This is a genomic window from Paenibacillus sp. FSL L8-0644 (genome assembly GCF_038008165.1).
GTDB lineage: Bacteria > Bacillota > Bacilli > Paenibacillales > Paenibacillaceae > Paenibacillus > Paenibacillus polymyxa_D.
The window spans coordinates 5,504,693-5,529,014 of the sequence record NZ_JBBOYN010000001.1 but is presented as its reverse complement, the minus strand read 5'-3'; the positions used below and the strand labels follow the sequence as shown (position 1 = coordinate 5,529,014).

General features: G+C 48.1%; 23 protein-coding genes. All 23 read left to right on the top strand.

Features of this window, described 5'->3' with window-relative positions; translation table 11 throughout:
* Window positions 1–22 precede the first annotated feature (22 nt).
* The gene (locus NSS94_RS25045; protein WP_023991143.1) at window positions 23–985 is read left to right on the top strand and encodes an ABC transporter permease; all 963 of its coding nucleotides are present in this window, start codon (window positions 23–25) and stop codon (window positions 983–985) included.
* Between the two features lie 11 nt (window positions 986–996).
* Entirely contained in the window at window positions 997–1,920 is a 924-nt protein-coding gene (gene opp4C, locus NSS94_RS25040; protein WP_029518954.1) for an oligopeptide ABC transporter permease, read from the top strand.
* 13 nt (window positions 1,921–1,933) lie between these two features.
* A complete protein-coding gene (locus tag NSS94_RS25035) occupies window positions 1,934–2,917 on the top strand; it encodes an ABC transporter ATP-binding protein (protein WP_341040369.1) in 984 nt (327 codons plus the stop codon).
* Window positions 2,914–3,879, top strand: a complete 966-nt coding sequence (locus NSS94_RS25030; protein WP_340933810.1) for an ABC transporter ATP-binding protein — start codon at window positions 2,914–2,916, stop codon at window positions 3,877–3,879. Before NSS94_RS25035 ends, NSS94_RS25030 begins: the two co-directional genes overlap by 4 nt.
* A 158-nt stretch (window positions 3,880–4,037) precedes the next feature.
* Complete coding sequence (locus tag NSS94_RS25025; protein ID WP_341040368.1) at window positions 4,038–4,979, top strand: D-alanyl-D-alanine carboxypeptidase family protein; 942 nt, start codon at window positions 4,038–4,040, stop codon at window positions 4,977–4,979.
* A gap of 236 nt (window positions 4,980–5,215) precedes the next feature.
* The gene (locus NSS94_RS25020) at window positions 5,216–6,274 is read left to right on the top strand and encodes an LCP family protein (RefSeq protein ID WP_029518949.1); all 1,059 of its coding nucleotides are present in this window, start codon (window positions 5,216–5,218) and stop codon (window positions 6,272–6,274) included.
* A gap of 45 nt (window positions 6,275–6,319) precedes the next feature.
* Window positions 6,320–6,748, top strand: coding sequence for a CBS domain-containing protein (locus NSS94_RS25015; protein WP_013312792.1), 429 nt, complete (start codon window positions 6,320–6,322; stop codon window positions 6,746–6,748).
* Window positions 6,749–6,861: 113 nt separating this feature from the next.
* Window positions 6,862–7,164 (top strand): MazG-like family protein, encoded by a 303-nt coding sequence (locus NSS94_RS25010; RefSeq protein WP_013312791.1) that lies wholly within the window; start codon window positions 6,862–6,864, stop codon window positions 7,162–7,164.
* Window positions 7,165–7,169: 5 nt separating this feature from the next.
* Window positions 7,170–8,087, top strand: a complete 918-nt coding sequence (locus NSS94_RS25005; RefSeq protein ID WP_209950128.1) for a DUF2232 domain-containing protein — start codon at window positions 7,170–7,172, stop codon at window positions 8,085–8,087.
* A gap of 11 nt (window positions 8,088–8,098) precedes the next feature.
* Window positions 8,099–10,087 carry a DHH family phosphoesterase gene (locus NSS94_RS25000; protein WP_069012455.1) on the top strand — a complete coding sequence of 663 codons (1,989 nt, stop codon included), beginning with the start codon at window positions 8,099–8,101 and terminating at the stop codon, window positions 10,085–10,087.
* Complete coding sequence (gene rplI / locus NSS94_RS24995) at window positions 10,084–10,527, top strand: 50S ribosomal protein L9 (protein WP_013312788.1); 444 nt, start codon at window positions 10,084–10,086, stop codon at window positions 10,525–10,527. Before NSS94_RS25000 ends, rplI begins: the two co-directional genes overlap by 4 nt.
* Before the next feature lie 2 nt (window positions 10,528–10,529).
* Complete coding sequence (gene dnaB, locus NSS94_RS24990) at window positions 10,530–11,888, top strand: replicative DNA helicase (RefSeq protein ID WP_013373892.1); 1,359 nt, start codon at window positions 10,530–10,532, stop codon at window positions 11,886–11,888.
* 377 nt (window positions 11,889–12,265) lie between these two features.
* Window positions 12,266–13,552 carry an adenylosuccinate synthase gene (locus NSS94_RS24985; RefSeq protein ID WP_029518946.1) on the top strand — a complete coding sequence of 429 codons (1,287 nt, stop codon included), beginning with the start codon at window positions 12,266–12,268 and terminating at the stop codon, window positions 13,550–13,552.
* Between the two features lie 203 nt (window positions 13,553–13,755).
* Window positions 13,756–14,580, top strand: a complete 825-nt coding sequence (locus tag NSS94_RS24980) for an ABC transporter permease (RefSeq protein ID WP_029518945.1) — start codon at window positions 13,756–13,758, stop codon at window positions 14,578–14,580.
* A gap of 53 nt (window positions 14,581–14,633) precedes the next feature.
* Window positions 14,634–15,665, top strand: a complete 1,032-nt coding sequence (locus NSS94_RS24975; RefSeq protein WP_029518944.1) for an ABC transporter ATP-binding protein — start codon at window positions 14,634–14,636, stop codon at window positions 15,663–15,665.
* A gap of 98 nt (window positions 15,666–15,763) precedes the next feature.
* Window positions 15,764–16,933 (top strand): extracellular solute-binding protein, encoded by a 1,170-nt coding sequence (locus tag NSS94_RS24970; RefSeq protein WP_025723151.1) that lies wholly within the window; start codon window positions 15,764–15,766, stop codon window positions 16,931–16,933.
* Between the two features lie 2 nt (window positions 16,934–16,935).
* Window positions 16,936–17,778: an ABC transporter permease gene (locus NSS94_RS24965; protein WP_318627809.1), complete on the top strand. Its 843-nt coding sequence runs from the start codon at window positions 16,936–16,938 to the stop codon at window positions 17,776–17,778.
* A 31-nt stretch (window positions 17,779–17,809) separates the two neighbouring features.
* Complete coding sequence (locus tag NSS94_RS24960) at window positions 17,810–19,324, top strand: hypothetical protein (RefSeq protein WP_341040367.1); 1,515 nt, start codon at window positions 17,810–17,812, stop codon at window positions 19,322–19,324.
* A complete protein-coding gene (locus tag NSS94_RS24955) occupies window positions 19,321–19,788 on the top strand; it encodes a hypothetical protein (protein WP_029518940.1) in 468 nt (155 codons plus the stop codon). Before NSS94_RS24960 ends, NSS94_RS24955 begins: the two co-directional genes overlap by 4 nt.
* Window positions 19,781–20,788, top strand: a complete 1,008-nt coding sequence (locus NSS94_RS24950) for a CehA/McbA family metallohydrolase (RefSeq protein ID WP_341040366.1) — start codon at window positions 19,781–19,783, stop codon at window positions 20,786–20,788. The genes NSS94_RS24955 and NSS94_RS24950 overlap by 8 nt, the downstream gene beginning before the upstream one ends.
* Before the next feature lie 27 nt (window positions 20,789–20,815).
* Window positions 20,816–21,532: a GntR family transcriptional regulator gene (locus NSS94_RS24945; RefSeq protein WP_029518938.1), complete on the top strand. Its 717-nt coding sequence runs from the start codon at window positions 20,816–20,818 to the stop codon at window positions 21,530–21,532.
* 147 nt (window positions 21,533–21,679) lie between these two features.
* On the top strand, window positions 21,680–22,336 hold the full coding sequence (locus NSS94_RS24940; RefSeq protein ID WP_029518936.1) for a hypothetical protein: 657 nt from the start codon (window positions 21,680–21,682) through the stop codon (window positions 22,334–22,336).
* Between the two features lie 365 nt (window positions 22,337–22,701).
* Window positions 22,702–24,225, top strand: coding sequence for a M23 family metallopeptidase (locus tag NSS94_RS24935; protein WP_318627806.1), 1,524 nt, complete (start codon window positions 22,702–22,704; stop codon window positions 24,223–24,225).
* Window positions 24,226–24,322 lie beyond the last annotated feature (97 nt).

The following is a 24,322-nucleotide window of genomic DNA, read 5'->3' as shown; positions in this document are numbered from 1 at the left end:
TTATTCGTCTGGAGGAATGAATATGAAGCAGTACATTATTCGAAGACTGCTGCAACTCATCCCCACACTTATTGGCATATCTATTATCGTATTTGCGATTTCAGCCATGGTGCCGGGTGATTATATTACAGCCAAGCAGAACCCAAATATGACCGCCGAAAAGGCGCAGCAGCTACGACATATCTACGGGCTGGATAAACCGGAATACCAACGCTATTTTATATGGGCCGGTAATATGTTAAAGGGGAATATGGGGGATTCATTACAGCATAAGCAGCCGGTAACGAAGGTCATTGGCAATTATGTATGGAACTCATTTATTATCGCTTTTTTTAGTCTTATTTTTAGCTGGTTGATTGCGGTTATTGCAGGGGTATTTTCAGCCAAGTTCCAATATTCGTTATTCGATAAGTTTGTCACATTATTCATTTTCTTGTGTATGTCGCTGCCTTCATTTTTTATTGGTCTATTGGTCATCAAAATATTTGCCCTGGAGTGGGGAATTCTCCCGGTTGGGGGCATGACCACAGCAGGGATGGAGCCAGGCTCATGGGCTTATATGGTGGATGTTCTCAAGCATATGTTCCTGCCGACACTCGTACTTACGATGCTGAGCACAGGAAGCCTGACCCGGTATTTCCGTACAGGCATGTTGGAGGTCATTCGTCAGGATTATATTCGTACCGCACGCGCCAAAGGCTTGAAGGAACGGACAGTTATTTTCAAGCACGCACTGCGCAATGCACTGATTCCAGCCATCACACTACTCGGCTTCGAGCTTCCGGCCTTATTTGGTGGAGCGATGATTCTGGAGAAGGTATTTGTGTGGCCGGGTGTGGGTCAGGTTTATCTGGAGTCGATTAGTATGCGGGATTATCCGTTTATGTTGGGCTTCACGATTTTCTTAGCGTTACTTACGCTTATCGGTAATTTGCTCTCTGATGTATTGTATGGCATGGCAGATCCAAGAATTCGCTTGAAGTAGGAGGGATACTATTGTCCGCAGAAACAGTCACGATTGAAACGAATCAAAAGGCGGCGATCCGTCCTGAAGCGTCTCCATGGAGAATCGCCGTTCGCCGTTTTAACCAAAACCGTCTGGCTTTGGCTGGTCTCGTTATATTAATTCTGATGGTTGTCATTTGTAGTTTTGGACCGATGATTTCACCTTATCATTTAGATGATTACAGGCTAGCTGACAAAAACTTATCGCCTAATGCTAAGTACTGGCTCGGTACGGATAAGTTTGGTAGAGATATTTTGCTGCGAACAATGCTGGCTGGCCGTATTTCCTTGACGGTAGGGCTGGTCGCCACGTTTATTTCGGTCATGATCGGCGCAACGCTGGGTGCGCTGGCAGGGTTTTATCGTAAAGGCGTGGATACGGTTATTATGCGGATTGCCGATATTTTCATGGCACTCCCTACATTACCGCTGCTTATTATTTTAGGTGCTGTTCTGTCGGATTTGAAGGTCGATCCGTCGAATCGCATTTATTTTCTGATGCTCATTATCGGGGTCCTGAGCTGGACTAGCTTGTCCCGTCTGGTCAGAGGGCAGATTCTTACGCTGCGTGAACAGGAGTTCATGCAGGCGACGGAAGCGCTAGGCTTGAGAGACCGTCGCAAAATATTCCGGCATTTGCTGCCGAACACGATTCCTACCATTATTGTTACGGCTACGCTTGGAGTAGCGGGTGCGATTATTACAGAATCTGCGCTCAGCTACTTGGGAATCGGTGTTGTGCCGCCCACACCTTCGTGGGGGAATATGATATCGGCTGCGAATAACCTAATTGACTTCCGCAAACGGCCTTGGATATGGGTTCCACCGGGAATGTGTATTCTCATTACAGTTGTAGCGATTAACCTGATTGGCGACGGTTTGCGTGACGCACTGGACCCTAAAATGAAGAAGTAGGAGACGAACGTTTATGAAAAATGCTTTGATTGAATTTCGTAACCTGAAAACCCACTTTCATACCTCTAGCGGAACTGTCAAAGCGGTCAATGACGTCAGTTTTAAAATTCGTGAGGGTGAAACGCTCTGTGTGGTAGGGGAATCTGGCTGCGGTAAGAGTGTAACAGCGATGACGATGATGCGGTTGATTGATTCTCCCCACACCTCAGACGGACAAATCTGGTTTGAGGGCAAGGACCTCCTAAAACTCAATAAAGGTCAAATGCAGCAGATTCGCGGTAATGACATCTCGATTATTTTTCAGGAGCCCATGTCTTCTCTGAATCCCGTACTTACGATTGGGGAACAGATCACGGAGCCGTTGCTGATGCATACATTAATGAGTAAAAAAGAAGCACATGCTCGGGCAATTGAGCTGATTAACCTGGTGGGGATTTCACGTTCGAAGGAAATATTTCATTCCTATCCTCATGAGTTGAGTGGCGGTATGCGCCAGCGGATCATGATTGCCATCGCATTAAGCTGTAATCCGAAGCTATTGATTGCCGATGAACCGACAACGGCACTGGATGTTACGATTCAGGCTCAGATTCTGGATTTAATGCGGGATTTGAAGGATAAGCTTAAAACGTCCATTATGCTCATCACGCACGACTTGGGCGTCGTGGCAGAAATGGCTGATTATGTGGTTGTTATGTATGCTGGAAACGTTATTGAAGAGGCTCCTGTTATTGAGCTATTTAAAAATCCACAACATCCATATACTCAAGGCTTATTAAAAGCGAAGCCCGTCATTAATCAGAAAATGGATCGACTGTATTCCATTCCAGGACAGGTTCCAAACCCGATTGAGCTGGGAGAAAATTGTCATTTTCATGATCGGTGCTCCCATTGTATGCAAATTTGCAAGGATCAGGCTCCTCCTTTGAATGAAAAGGAGAATGGTCATAAGGTTGCCTGCTGGCTATATGAGAAAGAAGGAGGGCAACGGATATGAGCGAGCCTTTGATTCAAGTGGAAGGGCTGAAAAAGTATTTCCCGATCACAGGCGGGATTTTTCAGCGTACTGTCGGACATGTGAAAGCGGTCGATGATGTATCCTTTAACATTCATAAGGGTGAATCCTTCGGTCTGGTAGGAGAATCGGGTTGCGGCAAAAGTACGATTGGACGAACAATTCTCAGATTGATGGATAAGACAGAGGGATCGGTACGATATAAAGGCGAAGACTTGCATGCGTTAAACAAAGAGCAGATTCGTGTACTTCGTCCGAAGCTGCAAATCGTCTTTCAGGACCCTTTTAGCTCACTGAATCCGAGAATTAAGGTCGGTGAAGCCATTGGAGAGGCGTTGCTGGATCACGGGTTGATTGATCGTAGTGAGCTGCGGAAGAAGGTCAATGAAACGCTGAACATTTGCGGGCTGTCCTCGTATCACTATGATCGGTATCCGCATGAGTTCTCTGGCGGTCAGCGTCAGCGGATCGGGATTGCACGGGCTTTGATTTTGAATCCTGATTTTATTGTGGCTGACGAGCCGGTATCTGCTCTGGATGTGTCTATTCAGGCCCAGATCATTAACTTGTTAAGTGATTTGCAGCAGGAACGCCAATTGACCTATCTGTTCATCTCGCATGATCTAAGTGTAGTCGAGCATCTGTGTAGCCGGATTGGTGTGATGTATCTGGGTTCAATGGTAGAGCTTTCCTCCAAGGAGGAACTGTTCAGTAATCCGCTGCATCCGTACACGAAGGCACTGCTATCGGCAGTACCAATTCCTGATCCCACAATTAAGAGACAACGGATTGTGTTGAAAGGAGACATCCCATCTCCGGCCAATCCGCCTTCAGGATGCAAGTTTCATACACGTTGTCCTATGGCAGAAGCGCGTTGTAAAACAGAGACTCCAGTATATCGAGATGCGGGCGATCACCATTTCGTAGCCTGTCACTTTGCCTAAAATATATAATTAGGAGGCAAAATATCCGTCATCCTGAAAGCAGGATTGACGGATATTTTGGCGTGGAATAAAAAAGGTAAAAAAATTGTATCTTTTTTTCGAAAAATTGCAGACAAAATGGATTTTTCATCGTCTAATAGAGTATGGAGGTTATTACGATGATGAAAAAACACTGGATACGTTGGGCTATTGTCGTCCCGTTACTTATTATATTGATTTTTATTACGCTTGGACCCCGCCTGTTGATCGGAAAGCCGAATGTGGATGCAGAGGCCGCGGTGCTGATGGACATGCATACTGGGGAATTACTGATGGATGTGAACGGTGATACGCCTATGCCTTCCGCAAATATGTCCAAGCTCATGACTGAGCTATTGGTGCTGGAGGATATTCGGGCCGGACGGTTAGGCTGGAATGATGAAGTGCGAATTAGCCGTTACGCGAGTACGGTGGGCGGTGTGAATTTGTCCCTCCGGTATGGTGAAAGGATGACCGTATCCGAATTGTTCCAGAGTATGGTTGTGTATTCAGCGAATGATGCCGCTGTCGCGTTAGCGGAGCGTTCAGCAGGGAATGAATCAGCTTTTGTGAAGCGTATGAATGGAAAAGCTGCTCAAATTGGGTTGTCATCCGATAGTCGCTTCAGCAATGCCTCTGGTGCAGGTCAGAGTGAATTGGGGCCGAATCACCCTGAGGATATTCAGGGAGAGACGAAAATGACAGCAAGCGACACGGCGAAGTTGGCCTCCTATTTGATTACGTCACACCCGGAGATTTTGAGAACGTCCAGTCGTACGCAGATGGAGTTGAAGGATAAAGGCATCTACATTAGTAATACGAACTGGATGCTGCCTTCCTTGGCTGGACCGTACTCTTATGCAGGAACGGACGGACTGAAAGCAGGGTACACAAGCGATGCTGGATACTGCTTCACGGGTACCGCTGAGCAGCATGGAAGACGGCTAGTTGCTGTGGTGCTGGGTGCACCGAGCAAGGAAGAGCGTTTTGAGCAGACACGGAAGTTGTTCGATTATGGTTTTTCCCTGTCGACTTCTTTCCCGGTGAGACTGCAAAATTTAGTGAAACTGGCTCCACATTAAGGCAAAAAATGACTTTGAAAGCTACATAGGATACGGATATAAACATGAATTGGGGCTTTGACCGTGAGGTCGAAGCCTTTTTTGGTATGAATTCGAGGAGCTGACCACGCCATGACACTTTTGACAACAAGGTAGTAGACCTTTTATGCTTTGAGGGGAAGTTTCAGCTTCATGTGGGACCAATTTGGTTTAATGAAGAGATGGGATTTGTGACGGAAAGAAGGAAGGTACCGGTTATGGAGAGAAGACATAGGAGAAGGACCCGTGGAAAGACCAAAAAGAAAAAGAGGTTTACCGCTCTATATATTTCATGTATTGTTTTACTTTTGATTGCATTGGGAGGCTACCTGTTCCGCAAACAGCTGACACTGGTGGCTTTTGACTGGTTTGTATCACCGACGTTGGAAAGCAAGCTGGAGAAATCCTATCAGCCCCGACAATCCGGGGAACAGCAGCAGCAAGAGACAGTAGCTTACCGTAAGGAACCTTTTTCGGTGCTGTTATTGGGTACGGATCAAAGGCCCAATGAAAAGGCGCGTGGTCGCTCGGATACGGTTATGTATGCGGTAGTACGGCCCGCGGAATCGCGTGTGCTTTTGGTTTCCATTCCAAGGGATACGTACGTACAGATTGCCGGACATGATTCGAATCGCGATGGCGAGGATGATTTTGATAAGTTGGGGCATGCTTATGCGTTCGGAGGCGAAGATATGTCCATGGCTACAGTAGAGAAGTTGATGGAGCATAAGGCCGATTATTATGCTACGATTAATTTCCAGGGTATTCAGGATGCGGTGAATGCAGTGGGTGGAGTTGTGCTTCCAATCGACAAGCCCATTGAGAATAAGAATCCGCTGCATATCAAGTTCCGTATTGAGGCGGGCAAGCCGCTTTATAATGGTGAGGAAGCCATGTATTATGTTAGATATCGGGAAGATAGCGACTTCAACCGTACCAAACGGCAGCAAATTTTCCTGAACGCTATGGCGGATAAGCTGCTGAATATCAACGGAATTACCAAGATTCCAGAGTTGCTCGATATTATGGGAGCCAATTTCAAAACCGACATGGAACCTACTTTTATTACTGGGCTTGGCAAGCAGGCTATTTCACAGGGGAATCCGCAAATTTCAAGTTTTACGATTACGGGGGAAGGGTTCAAGAAGAAGGGCCTGTATTATGACCGGGCTAATGAACAGGAACTTGAATATGCCAGACTCATAATTGCCAACTGGCTAGATTCCGATACAACCCCGCAGACGCTGAGGCTTCCCGACAAGCAGGACATTCAGTGAATAATCAATTGATTTATATTTGATTTTGAGGGGGATTCGTTTCTCATGAATATCGCTTTTTTCTTGCTTCCCAAACAGGAAGTTGCTTGTGTAACGGCGGATGCTACTTTACGGCAAACGTTGGAACGGATGGAATATCACCGTTTTACAGCGGTTCCTATTTTAGATAAGGAAGGTAGATATACAGGTACGGTTACAGAAGGTGATCTGTTGTGGCATATGAAAGAGTCCGAGGGAAAAATCACCTTTGAAAACGCTTCTAAGTTTATGCTTAAGGACGTTCCGTTGCGGGTTACGATGAAGCCCGTGTCCATTGATGCTAACATGGAGGATTTAATCAATTTGGCTAAGGTACAGAACTTTGTGCCCGTTGTAGATGATATGGAACGGTTTATTGGCATTGTACGTCGGAGCCAGATTATTGAGTATTGTGAAAAATTTGTATCCAGGGAATCGCTTAATACTTCAAGCTAAAATAAGCAACAAAGCTGCTCCGAAAATAACAATTTACCCTACAGTTATTTTCAGAATAGGATATGCTATAATGGAGAATAAAGCTTTTTCAGAGGGGTGTGACTCTTCATCATATGCCTAAAGAAATGGATGTAGTTAAACGAGCCAAGGTTATTGAATGGCTTAAAACAGAGGTGCTGGACCAAGTCTCCCGTTTGTTTAAGGCAATGTGGGAAGGCAGTACAGCCCGCATTGGTGATTGCTTGGCGAGCTTAGTGATGAGCAGTTATATTTTGGGGAGGCGCCTTGGAGTGTCTTACCGTGAATTGGATGATCTACTCATCGACAAGCTAAGAAAGCACAGAAAAGAAGGACACCAGCTGGAGGATTGGTATCAGGACATTTCCGCACTGGAAGAACATATGCGTAAGAGGTGAAAACGTTGAAATTCCGCTTGGCAACTGTAGCATGGAGCGTCATTTATTTGCTTCTGCTGCTGACTCTATTGACACCATTAAGAATCATTACCGTATTTTTGCTGATTGTGCCTGGCGCTGTATTGTTTTCATCGCTGCCTTTCAAAGGATTTCTGGTCCACGTCATACCGGTGCTGCTCATTATAGCGCTACTCGATGTGTATTCGCTGCTCCCTGCGATTTATTTTCTGATTCCTTCAATCATGATGGGACGGATATATAAAAAGGGAGGACCTGCTTTTCAGGCGTTGATGACCGGAATGGGCATTATTTTAGCCGAGTTGTTGGTTGTTCTGTTTATCGCCACGTATTCCTTTGGGTTTGATCTTGCACAGTATCTTCGTGATCAGGCTGCGATATCGGCAAGTATTGTACAGCAGGTTTTGAGTGCTAATCCGATGTTTTCAAACATGAATTGGACGGCAGAGGATACGCAGAAACTCGGCACAATGCTGATTGGAAAAATTCCGTATGTGCTGATCGTGACCTCGTTCATATTGGCAGTGATTACGCATGCTTTGGCACGTCCGGCATTGAGCAGTCTCGATGTACCAGTACGCAAAATGAAGCCTGCCCGCGAGTGGAGGCTACCGCGCGCGCTGATCTGGTATTATCTGCTGGCAATTGTAATTGAATGGATAGCAGGGTCTTCCGATAGCGGCTGGATTCAAATGGTCTCCATTAGTATGCTGCCGCTGATTCATGCATGTTTTATTATCCAGACAATTGGTTTTGTATACTTCTGGACGCATAGCCGTAAAATGAGCCCGGTGATTGCGTTGCTGCTGTCGCTCGTCGTTCTGGTGTTCCAGCCGCTCCGCATTATAGGTATTATTGATTTGGCCTTTCCGCTGCGTGAAGCTATTACAAGATCAAAGAAATAGGGTGAACAGTCATGCCTAAATTTCTACAAAAACGCTGGCACGGCTATCAGACGGTCTGGGCGTTTTTGCTGCTGCTGGTCCTTGTCATATGTATTTCCATGTACAACTGGGAACTGGGTGTGATAGGACTGTTGCTGTCATTCTTGCTCGGCGGGCTGATGCTGAAGACGGAATTGGATTTTCGTCGGGAACTGAATCAATATATCAGCGGTCTTTCCTTCCGGATCAAGCGGGTGGAAGGGGAAGCGATTAGCACATTGCCGTTCGGCATCATTTTATACAGTGAAAATCGAACGGTAGAATGGCACAATCGGTTTGCCGGGGAGATGTTTGAGGAGCAATCGCTGATTGGTGAGTCTCTTCATGATTTGTTTCCTCAACTCGCAGGTGCCCTAAGCACCAAAAAGGAAACAAAGGAGCCTGCTCGTGAGCTGAAGGTGGAGCTACAGCATGATGAGCGTCATTATCAGTTTCTGATCGTGCCCGATGAGCGTCTGATATATTTGTATGAAGTAACGGATTTGGCGGTGCTACGCAAGCAGTATGAAAACGAGCGATTGGCGCTCGGTATCGTCATGCTCGATAATATGGACGAGGCTGCTCAGGGGATGGACGATCAGCAACGCACAGCGCTTATTGCGAAGGTGTCAAGTGAGATTACATCCTGGGCTAATCAGTACAATATTTATTTGCGTCGATTATCTTCTGAGCGTTATCTCATTATGCTAAACCATAAAGCACTTCAGGAGCTGGAGCAGAGTCGATTCGTCATTCTGGATACCGTAAGGGAAATGACGGCGGATTTGAAAGTACCGATGACACTGAGTATTGGCTTGTCCTTCGGTGCAGAGAGCATCAAGGAGCTAGGCGAGCTGGCCCAATCCAGTCTGGATATGGCGCTTGGACGTGGGGGCGATCAGGCAGCAGTGAAGGCGGGACAACGCCTGTCCTTTTACGGAGGCAAGTCCAATGCTGTCGAGAAGCGTACCAGAGTACGTGCCCGAGTGATTGCACATGCGTTGCGTGATCTGATGCAGGAGAGCGACCGCGTGCTGATCATGGGACACAAAATACCGGACATGGATGCGGTGGGAGCTGCCATCGGTGTGTGGAAGGCTGCGGCACTTTACAATGTAGAGGCACATATCGTACTCGATAAATCCAATCCGTCTATCGACCGAATGATGGAGCAGGTAAACAAGGATGAGAATCTATCGCAAGCGCTCATGACACCAGAGCAGTCGCTCCAGCTGATGACTGAGCACAGTCTGCTGGTCGTGGTGGACACGCACAAGGCCTCCATGACGATTGAGCCGCGTCTGGTGCAGACAGCTAGTCGGGTGGTTGTTGTTGACCATCATCGTCGGGGCGAGGAATTTATTAACGATTCGGTTCTGATCTACTTGGAGCCCTATGCGTCATCGGCCTGTGAGCTGGTGACCGAGCTGCTGCAATATATTCATGAGAAGGTCCAACTGACACCGCTGGAGGCAACATCACTGCTGGCAGGGATTACGGTGGATACCAAGCATTTTTCCCTGCATACAGGCTCGCGTACATTCGAGGCAGCCGGCTTTTTACGGCGTAGCGGAGCAGATACAGTTATGATCCAGCGCATGTTAAAAGAGGACTTGGATGAATATATTGCTAAGGCGGAAATTATTAAGCATGCTAAAATGATATATGGGCATATCGCAATTGCGGTAACTGAGCCCGGACAGAAAATACCGCAGCTCCTGATTGCTCAGGTGGCGGATTCATTACTCAATATGACGGATGTACTGGCCTCCTTTGTGGTCAGTGAACGTCCTGACGGCCTGGTGGGGATCAGCGCCCGTTCACTCGGACGCATGAACGTACAGGTCGTCATGGAACGGCTAGGCGGCGGAGGACATCTGACGAATGCGGCGGTTCAGCTGGATTGCCCGCTGGAGGAAGCTAAGCGCAGAGTGGTCGACGTGCTGGCCGAAATTGATGGGGAAGAGGGGTTATTTGAATGAAAGTGATATTCATTAAAGATATGAAGGGCCAAGGCAAGAAGGGGCAAATTAAGGAAGTGTCGGACGGTTATGCAGCGAATTTCCTGTTGCCGCGTGGTGTTGCCCGTCCAGCGACAGAAGGAAATATGAAGACGCTGGAAAACCAGAATGCTGCTGAGGAAAAGCGCAAGCAAGAGGAAAAGGAAGAGGCGCAAGCGCTCGGCAAAAAGCTGGAAGAGACAACGGTTCAGCTCAAGGCGAAGGCTGGTGAAGGTGGACGACTGTTCGGCGCGATTACAAGCAAGCAAATCGCGGAGGCAGTAGCTAAAACTGGTATCAAGCTGGACAAACGCAAAATTGAGCTGGAAGAACCGATTCGTACGTTGGGCGTGACTCAAATGACCGTTAAGCTTCATCCTGAGGTCAAAGCTACGCTGAAAGTACAGGTGACTGAAGAATAATTATGGGCGGCGAATTTTTTGATCGGATTCCTCCGCAAAATCTGGAGGCTGAACAGGCGGTTATCGGGTCTATTTTGCTCCAGTCTGAAGCACTGATTACCGCAATGGAGCGGGTGCAGACCGAGGACTTTTATGATAAGGCTCATCAGATGATTTACGAAGCAATGATTGAGCTGGGTGAATCCGGACAGCCGATTGACTTGGTTACGCTGACCTCGAAAATTCAGGACAAGGGACAGCTAGAGGATATCGGTGGTGTCAGTTATCTGGCGAAGCTGGCTCACGGGGTGCCAACAGCGGCTAACGTAGATTACTATGCCCAGATCATTGAAGAAAAAGCGATGCTTCGTCGCTTGATTCGTGCAGCTACGCAGATTGTGAGCGAAGGCTATAGCAGTGGCGAGGATGTCGCTGGTATGCTGAGCGATGCTGAGCGCAAGATTATGGAGATATCTAACGGGCGCTCAGGTAGTGGTTTTATTGCCATCCGCGATGTCGTGATGGAAGTGTTTGACCGCGTTGAATTGCTGCATCAGAACAAGGGCAATACGACTGGGATTCCGTCCGGGTTTGTTGATTTGGACAAGATGACGGCGGGGTTCCAGCGCAATGACTTGATCATTGTGGCCGCCCGTCCATCCGTAGGTAAAACAGCGTTTGCTCTGAATATTGCGCAAAATGTTGCGGTTCGGGCAAAGGAGACAGTAGCCATCTTCAGTCTGGAGATGTCGGCCGCTCAGCTCGTGCAGCGGATGATTTGTGCCGAGGCCAATCTGGACGCGAACGTCATGCGGACAGGTGAGTTTAAAGGCGACGACGATTGGGCGAAGCTGACGATGGGCATTGCAGCCTTGTCAGAGGCGGAAATCTATATCGATGATACACCCGGCATCACTGTGGCGGATATCCGTGCCAAATGCCGCCGTCTCAAGGCGGAAAAGGGACTGGGTATGATCGTAATCGACTACTTGCAGCTTATTCACGGACGAGGCAAAGCAGGCGAGAACCGGCAGCAGGAGGTATCTGAAATCTCACGGACATTGAAGCAAATCGCTCGTGAACTTGAAGTGCCTGTAATTGCCCTCTCCCAGCTGAGCCGGGGTGTGGAGCAGCGTCAAGACAAGCGGCCGATGATGAGTGACTTGCGGGAATCGGGTTCTATCGAGCAGGATGCTGATATCGTGGCGTTTCTGTACCGGGATGATTACTATAATCAGGAAACAGAAAAGAAGAATATTATTGAGATTATCATTGCCAAGCAGCGTAACGGCCCGGTCGGTACGGTAGAGTTGGTCTTTCTCAAAAATTATAATAAATTCGCTAATTACGAGCGTGCCCATTCGGATGCGTTCGCCGGATAACATATTAGTATCATTAAAAAAGGCTCTTTCGACGCGGATTTCGCGATCTCGAAGGGGTCCTTTTTTATAGAATTCACATATTTTCATATAAGGAATGAAACTCTCAATTACGAACAATACTATTTTCATGTAATATAATGTTCGCTTTTTATTTGACTTTAAAAAATGGTGCTGTTACACTTATAGTGCTGCTTCAACGCAGTGGGGAGAACATTACGCCCGGGGCTTTCCGAACCTACGGAATGTCTGCGACGGACGTTTTTTCCTGCTGTCCGAGAGCGCTCCATATCTGCTCGCTCAGGCGGTTGAAGTCGGATATGCGTAGTGTGTCAGCTCAAAATCAGAGTGTCTGTGGGCACTCCACGGAGGAATGAAACATGTCAACTGTAGTCGTTGTGGGAACACAATGGGGAGACGAAGGCAAAGGTAAAATCACGGACTATCTGGCGGAAAGCGCTGAAGTAGTGGCCCGTTACCAAGGCGGAAACAATGCTGGTCATACGATTCTCATTGACGGTAAAAAGTACAAGCTGAGCCTGATTCCATCCGGCGTTTTTTATGAAGATAAAAAGTGTGTTATTGGCAACGGCATGGTCGTAAATCCAGCCGCTCTTATTGAAGAAATTACTTACATTCATGATAATGGCTTTTCCACAAAAAATCTGGTCATTAGTGACCGCGCACATGTGATTATGCCGTACCATATGACGCTGGATGTGCTGGAAGAAGACCGCAAAGGTCCTAACAAAATTGGTACTACCCGTAAAGGGATCGGCCCTGCTTATATGGATAAAGCTGCACGTAACGGTATTCGTATTGCTGATTTGCTGGATGCAGAGGAATTCGAAAAGAAGCTGCGCCATCAAACGAAAGAAAAAAATCAAGTGATTGAACAAGTATATGGCGGCGAGCCATTGGATGTAGAAGCAATACTAAAACAGTATCTGGAATATGCTGAATTTATCCGTCCTTATGTAGGAGATACATCTGTCGTGTTGAATGATGCAATTGACGCAAATCAAAAGGTACTGTTTGAAGGTGCGCAAGGCGTTATGCTTGATATCGACCAAGGTACGTATCCTTACGTTACGTCCTCCAACCCGTCGGCTGGCGGCGTATGTATTGGTTCCGGTGTGGGACCATCCAAGATTCAACAAGTCATCGGTGTAGCTAAATCGTATACAACTCGTGTTGGCGATGGACCCTTCCCAACTGAGCTGAACGATGAAGTCGGCGATTACATTCGTGAAACAGGTCATGAGTACGGTACGGTTACAGGTCGTGCTCGTCGTGTAGGCTGGTTTGACAGCGTCGTTGTGCGCCATGCCCGTCGTGTCAGTGGATTAACGGGTCTTTCCCTGAACTCGCTGGACGTATTGACTGGCCTGAAAACGGTGAAAATTTGCACAGGTTACAAGTACCGCGGTGAGGTGATTACGCATTATCCGGCTAGCCTGAAAATGCTGGCGGAGTGCGAAGCGGTATATGAAGAAATGCCAGGTTGGAGCGAAGACATCACTGGCGTGAAAACGCTGGAGGAACTGCCTGAGACTACACGCAATTACGTACAACGCGTGTCTGATCTGACAGGTATCCCAATTGCTATTTTCTCGGTTGGGCGTAATCGTGATCAAACGAATCAGGTGCTTCCGATTTATTTGTAGGACAAGAATGATATAGCTATTAATACATGTTCAAAGAGAGAGGCTGTTAGCAGCCTCTCTCTTTTTTTATTCTGTGAAGTGTTAAATGGTATCTTTCCCTTTACATAATCTTATCTTCCTTGTCGATTTGTGATAACAAACCCTCTCTATAATCCAAATAGAAAAGAGATTTGGACGTCTAGACGTCTTGAGAGGGATGAATTATGAACTGGTATCTTCGCTCACTCGGCACACGCAAAATTGTTGAATTCATCGTGCTTGTCATTTTCGTCATCTTTTTCCTGGGACCTCTGACCAATCTCCTCCTCTTGGCGGTTTCGGGAAAATGGCAGTATCCTGCGCCGCTCCCGCAGAGCTTGTCACTGGAATGGTGGAAGTTCGTACTTACCCAGGATGATGTAGTCAGCTCGATTTCCCTATCCTTCCTGATTGCGATTACCGTTACGGTCTGCTCCATTATCGTATGTATTCCTGCTGCTTATGCCTTTGCACGAATTTCTTTCCCGCTCAGTAAGTGGTTCCTTTTCTCATTCCTGCTTACGCATGCTTTTCCGAAAATGGGTTTGTATGTGTCCATTGCCGTGCTATTCTACCAATTCGGTTTGATGAACACTTTTGCAGGCATTGTGCTCATCCATATGGTAAACACACTCATGTATATGACCTGGATTCCATCCTCTGCCTTCCGCAGCGTACATCGCGCACAGGAGGAGTCGGCGCGGGATGCTGGAGCCGGACCCTTTCGGGTGTTTTGGAAAATCACCTTTCCTATGGCGCTGCCCGGCATTGTGGTCGCCTCCATCTTTACTTTTCTTGCTTCACTGGATGAAGCACAAGGGACACTCCTTGTCGGAACGCCGGACTATAAAACAATGCCAGTCATCATGTATTCCATCATTGCTGATTATCCGAGCACAACAGGTGCTGTTTTCTCAGTCATTCTAACCCTGCCAACGATCATTCTGCTATTGGCAGCCAAGCGTTTTGTAAGTGCCGATGTACTGGCAGGCGGATTTCAGGTGAAATAACGTAATTGGTCAAAAGAGGAGTTTGCAAAATCCTGAAAAAGGAGCCTAAGCTAATGCCCATTCAATTATCCATTCAAGAGTTAACCAAGCGCTTCAAGACAGGAGACGGAGTCAAAGGCATTTCACTTGACGTGATGAAGGGAGAGCTGGTGACACTGCTGGGACCTTCCGGCTGTGGTAAAACAACCGTGCTTCGCTCCATTGGCGGTTTTTTGGACCCGGACAGTGGCGACATTCAGATTCAGGGTAAAAGCGTACTCAAGCTGCCGCCCGAAAAACGTCCGACGGCTATGGTGTTCCAAAGCTATAATTTGTGGCCGCATATGACCGTGTATGACAACCTGGCTTTCGGGTTGAAGATTCGAAAGGTGAAGAAGACAGAAATTGACCGTCAGGTGAAGGAAGCGCTAGCGCTGGTTCGGCTAGAGAGCGCAGAGCGTAAAACGCCGGGACAGCTCTCGGGAGGTCAGCAGCAGCGGGTAGCACTCGCTCGGGCTTTGCTGCTAAAGCCTGATGTATTGCTGCTGGACGAGCCTTTTTCCGCGCTTGATGCCAAATTGCGCATGGAGATGAGAGAGGAGCTGCGTGATATTCAGACCCAGACAGGAATGACGATGGTGTTCGTCACCCATGATCAGGAGGAGGCGCTGTCCATTTCCGACCGAATCGTCGTTATGAATGCGGGCCGGATTGAGCAACTTTCTTCGCCGCAGGAGATTTATGACAAGCCACAGTCCCTTTTTGTAGCGGGTTTTATTGGCCGTATCAATTTATTAAAGGGGGTGAGCACAGGTCGCAGTGTCTCTGTGAGCGGAATACCGTTTGCACAAGAGCATGAATACACAGGTGAATCCATGGTTGGTGTAAGACCAGAGGATATTGTTCTGACGACGGAAGAAAATGGTTCTCTAGCCGGAACAATCAGACAAGTGATGATTCTAGGGCATTATGCGGAAGTTTCGCTGGATAGCGGTACCCATCATCTGAAAATGTTTGTGCCGCGTGAACGAGCGGCCGAGCTGCGCAGTGGAGAGCACATCAGATTCAGCTTCAGTAAAATAGTTACTTTTCCAGCAGCACAGTGAAGATTCACGATCAACCTCTATATCGCATCAATGTCCGTCACGAACGCATCATCTGATGATGCTGCGAACTTGTGCAACTATCTAAAGGAGGCAACAACGTGTTTGGGAAAAAGAATATGGGTCTGGTTTTGGCAGGGGTACTTAGTTTATCGTTGTTGGCTGGTTGTGGTAACGGCGGTAATGCCGCCACGGCTACAGGGGAAGCCAAGTCTACAAAAGCGGGGGCCGCTACGGGAACGACGGAAATTTCCTTGTACACTGGAGGGTCTCTGAACGTCAAAGAGCTGTGGGAAACGTTAATCAAGGACTTTGAAGCTAAAAATGATCACGTTAAGGTCAAACTGGTGTATTTGCCAGCAGGGACCGGAGGCGCATCTACACTGGATCGCCTGATTGCAGCCAAGAAAAGCGGGCAAACCGATACAGATATCGACCTGTACGAAGGCAGTCTGGATGACATCACCAAGGGGGTAGGCGAGAAACTGTGGGAAACGGTTGACGCTGCCAAGGTTCCAAATTTAAAGAATGTTGATGAAACATATCTCAAGCAAGTCAACAATCAGGCCATTCCATATCGTGCCTCTTCGGTTGTCCTTGCCTATAACAGTGCAAAAGTAGCGACGCCTCCGAAAACAGCCGACGAGCTGTACACGTGGATTCGCCAGCATCCAGGCAAGTTTGCTTATAACGATCCGTCTACGGGTGGGTCAGGCAGCTCGTTTGTGAACACGGTGATCTATAATTTCCTTCCGCCAGAGGCGATGAACAGTGATGATCCGGCAAATATGAAGAAATGGGATCAAGGCTTCTCACTGCTTAAGGAGCTGGGCCCTTCAATGTACCAAAAAGGAGTCTATCCTAAGAAGAACCAAGGCACGCTTGATATTTTGGCGAGTGGAGAGGTTGATATGGTTCCAGCCTGGTCTGATATGGCACTCGAGCAGCTGGCTAAAGGGCTGCTTCCGGACACGGTGAAGCTGACACAGATCGATCCTGCTTTTACAGGGGGACCCTCTTATCTGATGGTTCCTTCGCTCTCCTCCAAAAAAGAAGCCACTCAGGAATTCTTGAATTATATACTGACGCCTGAAGCGCAAACGGTGGTTATTAATAAAATGTACGGCTACCCGGGGATTAAGTGGAATCTGATGCCAACGGAGCTGCAGGAGAAATTCAACAGTGTATCTTCTGGATACCGCAGCTTTAACAGCGGAGAGCTTCAGCAGGAAATCTACAAACGCTGGCAAAGTGAAGTAGCGGGCGGTTGATCATGAGTTCATTGTCAAGAAGGGGGATGCTGGGGCTTGCCCTGGTCATCCCGTCTTTTCTCATTTTGCTGGTCGTCGTTATTATTCCGATTCTCTATGCCGTGAAGGAAAGTTTGATTGATCAGTATGGAACGGGCTACGGGTTGGCCAATTATATTCGGCTGTTCACGGAACCTGCCATGCGTAGAAATATCATGTATACGATTAATGTCACGTTAGTCTCGACGGCCCTTACTCTGGTCATCAGCTATGCTTTGGCGATTTATCTAAGATTCGGCAAAGGGGTTGTCGTGAAGTGGATAGGCCGGTTGTATTTTATTCCGATGTTTGTTCCCGGTGTAATTGCAACGTATGCGATCATTACCATGTATGGTAATCACGGTTGGGCTGCACGTCTTTTGCTGCCGCTCGGCATTGAAACGATTCCGAGGATTATTTATGACTACAAAGGGCTAGTGCTGGCTAATTTGTGGTTCAATATTCCGTTCGCAACCATGCTGCTCAGCTCGGCACTTGCCAGCATTCCAAACGCTGTCGTCGAAAGTGCCAGAGATGCTGGGGCCAGCACGATGCAGCTGTTTGGTCGCTTTATTTTACCCCTTTCCTACAAAACGATGTGGGTTGCGGTGACCTTCATTTTTATGGGAATCATGGGCAGCTTTACGGCTCCTTTCCTGATCGGTGCCAACTCGCCACAAGTGCTGGGTGTTGCGATGCAGCAGGTGTTTTCCAGCTATCAGGAGACGCATACGGCCAGCGCAATGGCAGTGTTTATGTTTTTACTGTGTTCCTTTATGGGCTACTTTTATATTCGAACAATGGTGAAGGATGCGGATGCCAGCTAGACCGTCGTTATACACTAAGGAGGTTACAGGGATGAACAGCCAAGCAGAGGTGCAAATTACCGGGTTTAGTGGGCGAGTGTGGGAAAAGGATTTGCTGGATTGCGGTTATCGAATCGCCTTACACAAGGCTGAGGTTGAACTCAGTCCGGGAAACGGATTCCGGTTTAGATTCTCCATGCCAGAAGACGGATACGCGGAGCTTGATCTGTTCGCCAGATCAGACAGTGACTGGGCTGCGGCAGATCGAGAATCTGCCTTCGTACGTCTCTATCTGAATGAAGCCTATAATCAAGATGTCATTTTGTACTATGGCAGCAGTCAGGGAGTGTATACCCGTTTGTTGGGATATCTAAAAGAAGGCGATTATGAGGTCTATGCCGAATTTCGCGAACTGGAATCGGCTCCGTTTGTATCTCGAGCATGGATTGATGGGGTTGAAATGCGCTGCGTGGCTGATTCCTCTCCAAGAGCGCTGATTTATCGCCATACCCCGCTTTTATATGGCCGCAATCTGTCACATCCCTATGAGAATCGCTTTACGGATACACCACTTGTTTTGTTCTATTCCATAGAAGTGAACGAGGGGAAGACGGTCATCGAATACCAGATGATGTTCAGCCATGAAGATGAGGGAACGCCCGCGCCGCTGCTTATGAGCAAATGGGGAAGAACCACTGATATCGAATGGATGTACCGCGTCGAGCTAGATGCAGGGGGCAATGTTCTGGAAGCTGTTTTCCAGGGGGCACATCATATTACGACTGCGTTTCATGGCAGTTATGATCTGGGTGGCCATCCTGTTCTCCAATCCGCAACAACCAATGGAAACTTTAAGGATGACATTTCATCGGACTATCGTTTTATGCTGCCGCCTGCTTTCCAGTGGAAACCAGAGGAAGAGCCGCGTGAGGCGGTCATGAGCCGTTTTCCTTTTGCCTATCAGGTCACGGGGTGGGAGATGGAACGTCAGCAGGAGCTGGAAATGCCGTCACAAGCGTCTTCCATTGCACTTGCACACCAGCGTAGCTATGTGTTTATCCAGACTTCCAAACGTCCCTTACGGGATTCAGGCAGAGAATCGTCTCCAGGATTCAGACCTGGCTTCAATCGGCGTGAGGAAGATGCCTGTGTCGATGTCCAGCTTCGCCTTCACGGCTCGGAACAGTGGTATTCATCGTGCCATCATGATCTGAGACTCGGGGAGTTTAGAGCCGCTTATGAGGGGGCAGAGTCACATTTTTCTACCACGGTCAAGCTATCTGGAGAGGCTGTGCTTGAGGATATAGCTGAAATTAGAGCCGTATTGCTGGAAGGCGGTGCGGACAGCATGGAAGTGGCTGGACTGTGTGCCTTTACGTTAAACGAGGATAATCTCCCGCAGTTTCCAGGTATTCATACAGACCGGGTGATTGAGCTGACGCGGCTTCAACCCGTAGGTGTTTTATGGACAGCCGACAAAGACGTGTCGGGTGATGAAGGACATCCTGTGAATGATATGGTGAAGCAAGTTGTGGATGAACCGTCCAGCCAGGATGGGCAGTCATGAGCAGGCTGCTGTATGTGGAGGGAACGGTCGATAGAACCTGCACCCAGAGCCATATTACGTACTCCTTCCATATTCCGCAGCCGACTGAAACGATTCGTATTCACTTCTCTTACACGCCCAAGTTATTGGAGGATCAAGAGCAAGCACGAGGAATCATTGAGGAAAGCATGTGCAAATACGGATACGACGAGCCGGGGCATTCATCCGATCTATGGAAGAAGTATATACCGCTGCAAAATTTATTAACGCTGTCTGTCGATGATCCTGTCCGTCACCGGGGAAATGCGCACCGTCCCGAGATGCAGCAGGAGCATTGGCTCGGTTCGTCTGCGGCTTCGCCGGGGTTCCTTGCAGGAGATCATCCGGCGGGCATGTGGCGGATTACGGTCAGTCTGCATGCCGTTGTGACCGAGACGCTTGCCTACCAAATTCATGTATTGGGGGAGGAAGCAGCATATGCTTAAATGGATTCCAGCTGAGCTTCACACCCATACGCTTCACAGCGACGGCAAGCACACGCTGGAGGAGCTTGTTCAAAGCGCAGTGGATCTGAGACTTGAATGCATCGCTATGACGGATCACAACACGCAATCGGCACTTGCGGATCAGGAAGGGGTTCAGCGGCAGTTCGGTCTCCCGATCATTTCAGGGATGGAGTGGACGACCTTTTACGGGCATATGCTGACGCTTGGGGTTGACCGCTTTATCGACTGGCGTGTGCTGGGGCCAGATGACATTCATGAGGGGATTCGGCAGGTGCATGAGCAGGGAGGCATTGCAGGGATTGCCCATCCGTTCAGGATCGGAAGTCCGATCTGTACGGGGTGCTTTTGGGAGTACACGATTCAGGATTGGCACGAGGTGGATTATATAGAGGTCTGGTCAACGCTGATGCCATCTATTAAGCGGGATAGCCAGCGGGCGTTTGCCATGTGGACCGATTTGTTGAATCAGGGGTATCGCATCACTGCCGTAAGCGGTCGGGACTGGCATGTATCTAAACCGGATGATTCACTTCCGGCTGTTACATATCTGGGGGTTCATGATGAAGCAGAAGAGCGAGAAGGTTTAGAAGGCCGGGCAGTTGAGGCGATTCGCCACGGTTCAGTGTCAGTTACGATGGGACCGCTACTGACGATGTGGGCGCAGATTAAGGGCAGAGAACATCGTTATCACATCGGCGAATGTATAGAGCTGACTGTAGAGGATCCACTATCTGTGACGGTTCAATTGGATGTAGAAGCAAGAGCAGCCCATTATAATCTCAAGCCTCAGAATCTTCGTCTTCTGCTGACAAGTAGTCAAGGCATATGCTCGGAGATTCAGATCCCTGCCCAAACAGGAGAATATACGCTGTCATTGCAAGACCCGCTAGGAAAGGGCTGGATACGAGCGGAGCTTTACGGCTGCATGGAAGACTGCGTGATGATGATTGCTTTTACGAATCCGATTTATATGGCTTAACACAATAGAAAGGCTGGGCTTCGGACGGTGTCAACAAAACAAGAGAACATAAAGCGGCGTATAGAAGAATATATGAAGGTTAATCAAATGGGTCCGGGGGATCGGCTGCCGTCGGAAACTGCACTTTCCCAATCGTTTCGTGTCTCGCGTACGACGCTACGGGGAGCTATTCGCCAACTGGAATCGGAAGGTAAGTTACTAGTAAAACACGGGAGTGGCACGTTTGCGACTTGCCCGCTACCGAGTATTCCAAGCTCGCTGGACCGCCTGTACAGCATCGGGGACATGATTCGTTCGGCAGGGCTACGGGAAGACGAGCAGCTGGAATCCATTCAGAGAATTTCGGTTTGTCCTCCTGATATTGCCGAACAGATGAGATTTTCCGAGCATGAGCCCATGATTGCTCTAGAGCGTACACGTACTGCCAACGGAGAGGCTGTAGCCCACTCTATAAACTGGATGCCAGAGAAATTAGCCGCTCCCATTTTGGAAGATGACTCTTTTTCAGGCTCGCTTTTTCAGAGTCTTGAGTTCAAGGCGGGGGTACGAATTGTTGGAGCCTATTCCGAGCTTACCGTTCCAAACTATGACGACGCACATATGACACGTCTGCTGAAGCATCCGCAGGCTACGGTATTACTATTGAAGCAGCTTCACTATGATGAAATGAACAGGCAGGTGCTGTATTCCCTCGATTATGTCCGCAGTGACATTTTTCGTTTCTGGGTGCGTCGTACACGCTAATTCAATTAGAATGTGGCATCTCCTATTGAATGGTGCTAGTTTTACATATTTCATGGGTTAAAAATCGTCATATCTCGTCAATACTGATCTATATGCACTTCATGATGATACACACATGGCAGGATGCGTATAAGGAGGTAACGGGATATGAGGTGGCTTGGATGGCTGCTCAAAAAAGGAATGACGGTCGTGTTGGTTAGCGCACTAACGCTGGCAGTGACAGGTGTAGTCGTTAATGCTTATGTTCAATCGCTGCTACGGCAGTTTAACATTCAGCTTGATCAACAGCCCATATGGGGATTGGGTTGGCTAAAAGGCAGCGCGGGCACTGACCCAAGCACAGACACGGGGAAGAACAAGACGACAGGAAGTGGCTCGGGAAGTGTAACACCGCCTGATGATGCGTTGCCTGTCATGGGACAGGGCTTAGAAGAAAGCGGAAGTGAGGCAGGTGGCGCAGCCAATGGCAAGGTATCTCAGAAGGGGGCTGTGTCGGCCGGAACATCAGGCAACGAGTCACGGAAGCAGGCAGAAGGTACAACTACACCCGAAACGAGTATTGAAGGCCATGATTTAGTGATTACGCCCGACCATTTGACAGAGAAGAAGAACAACTTACCGGCTGCACAGAAACAGGAAATTTTTGCAATTCTGATGAATAAGCTGCCGCCGGAGGAGATGCAGAAAATATCAGCCGCGATGGAAGGCGGTCTCACTGAGCAGGAGCTTCAGGATATTCAGCAGGTGCTTGCGAAGTATTTGACCAAAGAGGAATATAACAAGCTGATGGCTTTGCTTAAATAAGTATTTTACAAAAATCCAATAAGCGACTTCCAATGAACAAGATATAGAGCGAAATGGGTTAGTTTGTCTAGATGAATTCATGGGCAATGCTTATGCTCAAAATAGGACTGTAGAATCCGCGCCATGCGCGGATTTTTTTGCGTGTCAGGAAGTAATTGGGGTGTAGTTGAATTCTTTGTAAAGGCTATGTTAAAGTAAACAGTGTTGTGAAAAGGTTAAATTTTTGAAACCTTTTACGCAACTATGCAATGGTAGATAGCGACTAATATCATAGATGCTTGTGAATACAGGCTAGATTCATAGTGTGAAAGACCAATAATGAACGCATTTATATAGAGATAAGATATGCTGAAAAGGAGAGAGTCATGAAGGTTTTGAAGGAGCAGGATTCACCAGACAGCAGGAATGCAGCTTCCAACGTTGCAGACAAGTCTGCTGTAGAAACGGGGAAATTAGCAAAGTGGTGGAACGGTCGAAGAAAATGGCTGAGCTGGACGGCAGGCGGTGTGGTGATTGCAGGCAGTCTTATTTTTGCAAGTAATCAGTATGTCGGGGCTAACACAGTTCCTTATTATAAAGTGTATGTAAAGGGCGTCGAGGTCGGAAATATCTTGAATGAGCAACAACTTAAACAGCTATACGCAACGAAGAGCAAACAGTATAAGGATAAGTATCCCGGCGTGGATATGGTGCTCAATACGAACGCGGTAACGACAGATATTGAGAAGGCATATAAAGCAGATATTGACAGCGCAGCTACGCTGAAGAAGCTGGATGGTATGCTGACAGCGTATGCCAAAGGGGTAGAAGTGAAGGTCAACGGACAGACGGTTGGCATTGTAAAGGACAAGGCGACTGCACAGGCGGCTTTAAAGCAAGTGCAGAAGAAGTACACACCTGTGGGTGAGGGTACATCTTCAGGCATCAAGGGGCTGGTTCGCAAAACATCCGTGGGCAGCAGCCATGCGAGTGCTAGTACTAAAACCCCCAAAGCATGGCTGGAGTCTGCCAGTATCCGTGAGAAAATCGCGTACGAGCCTGTGAAAGCAGACCCGAACAAGGTGCTGACGGAGGCAGAAGCAGTCAAAGTGTTGACTGAGGGGCGTGAGGCTCCTATCACGTATACAGTGCAAGAAGGCGATTCTCTGTCGTCGATTGCAACTAAATTTAATATGACCGCTTGGGAGATTAAGCAGAACAATCCCGGCTTGCGTGAGCTGTATTTGCAAATTGGGGACGAATTGAAGCTTACTGCTCCGAAGGTTCCGGTTACGGTGCGAACAGTAGAGAAGGTCGTCGAACAGATTGCCATCGAGCCTGAGGTTGAGATTCGTCAGAGCGATGAACTGAAGGCAGGAGTTACCAAAGTGGTCAGACCGGGACAAGCAGGTCTTAAAGAGATGGACTATCGTTTGACCAAGGAGAACGGTGAGGTCGTGCAAGAGGAATGGCTCGGTCAAAAGGTGCTGCAGCCGTCTATTACTGAGGTGGTTCTTAGAGGAACGAAGGTTGTAGGAGAAGGCTCAGGACAGTTTGCTTGGCCGGTGTCCGGCGCATCGATGTCGAGTAGCTTTGGCGCACGTTGGGGACGTATGCATGAGGGTGTCGACTTGGTCGGTAGTGCTGACATTCACGCATCAGATGAAGGCGTGGTATCATTTGCAGGTCAGCAGAATGGATACGGCAATGTCATTATGATCGATCATGGCAACGGCTACCAAACCGTGTACGGGCATTTGAGCAGCATTGGCGTTCATGTAGGACAGGTGGTTCAGCAAGGCGAGTCGATCGGGGTCATGGGGAACACAGGACGCTCGACCGGAACGCATCTGCATTTTGAAATTCGTAAAGATAATACGCCACGCAACCCAATGACGTATTTAAGATAGGTTGGATGTTTATAACGAGAGTTACATGATTTATGAGGATCAATGAGAAAGGCCATGTTTTTCTGCATGCTTAACAGTAGGTGCAGGCATGGTTTTT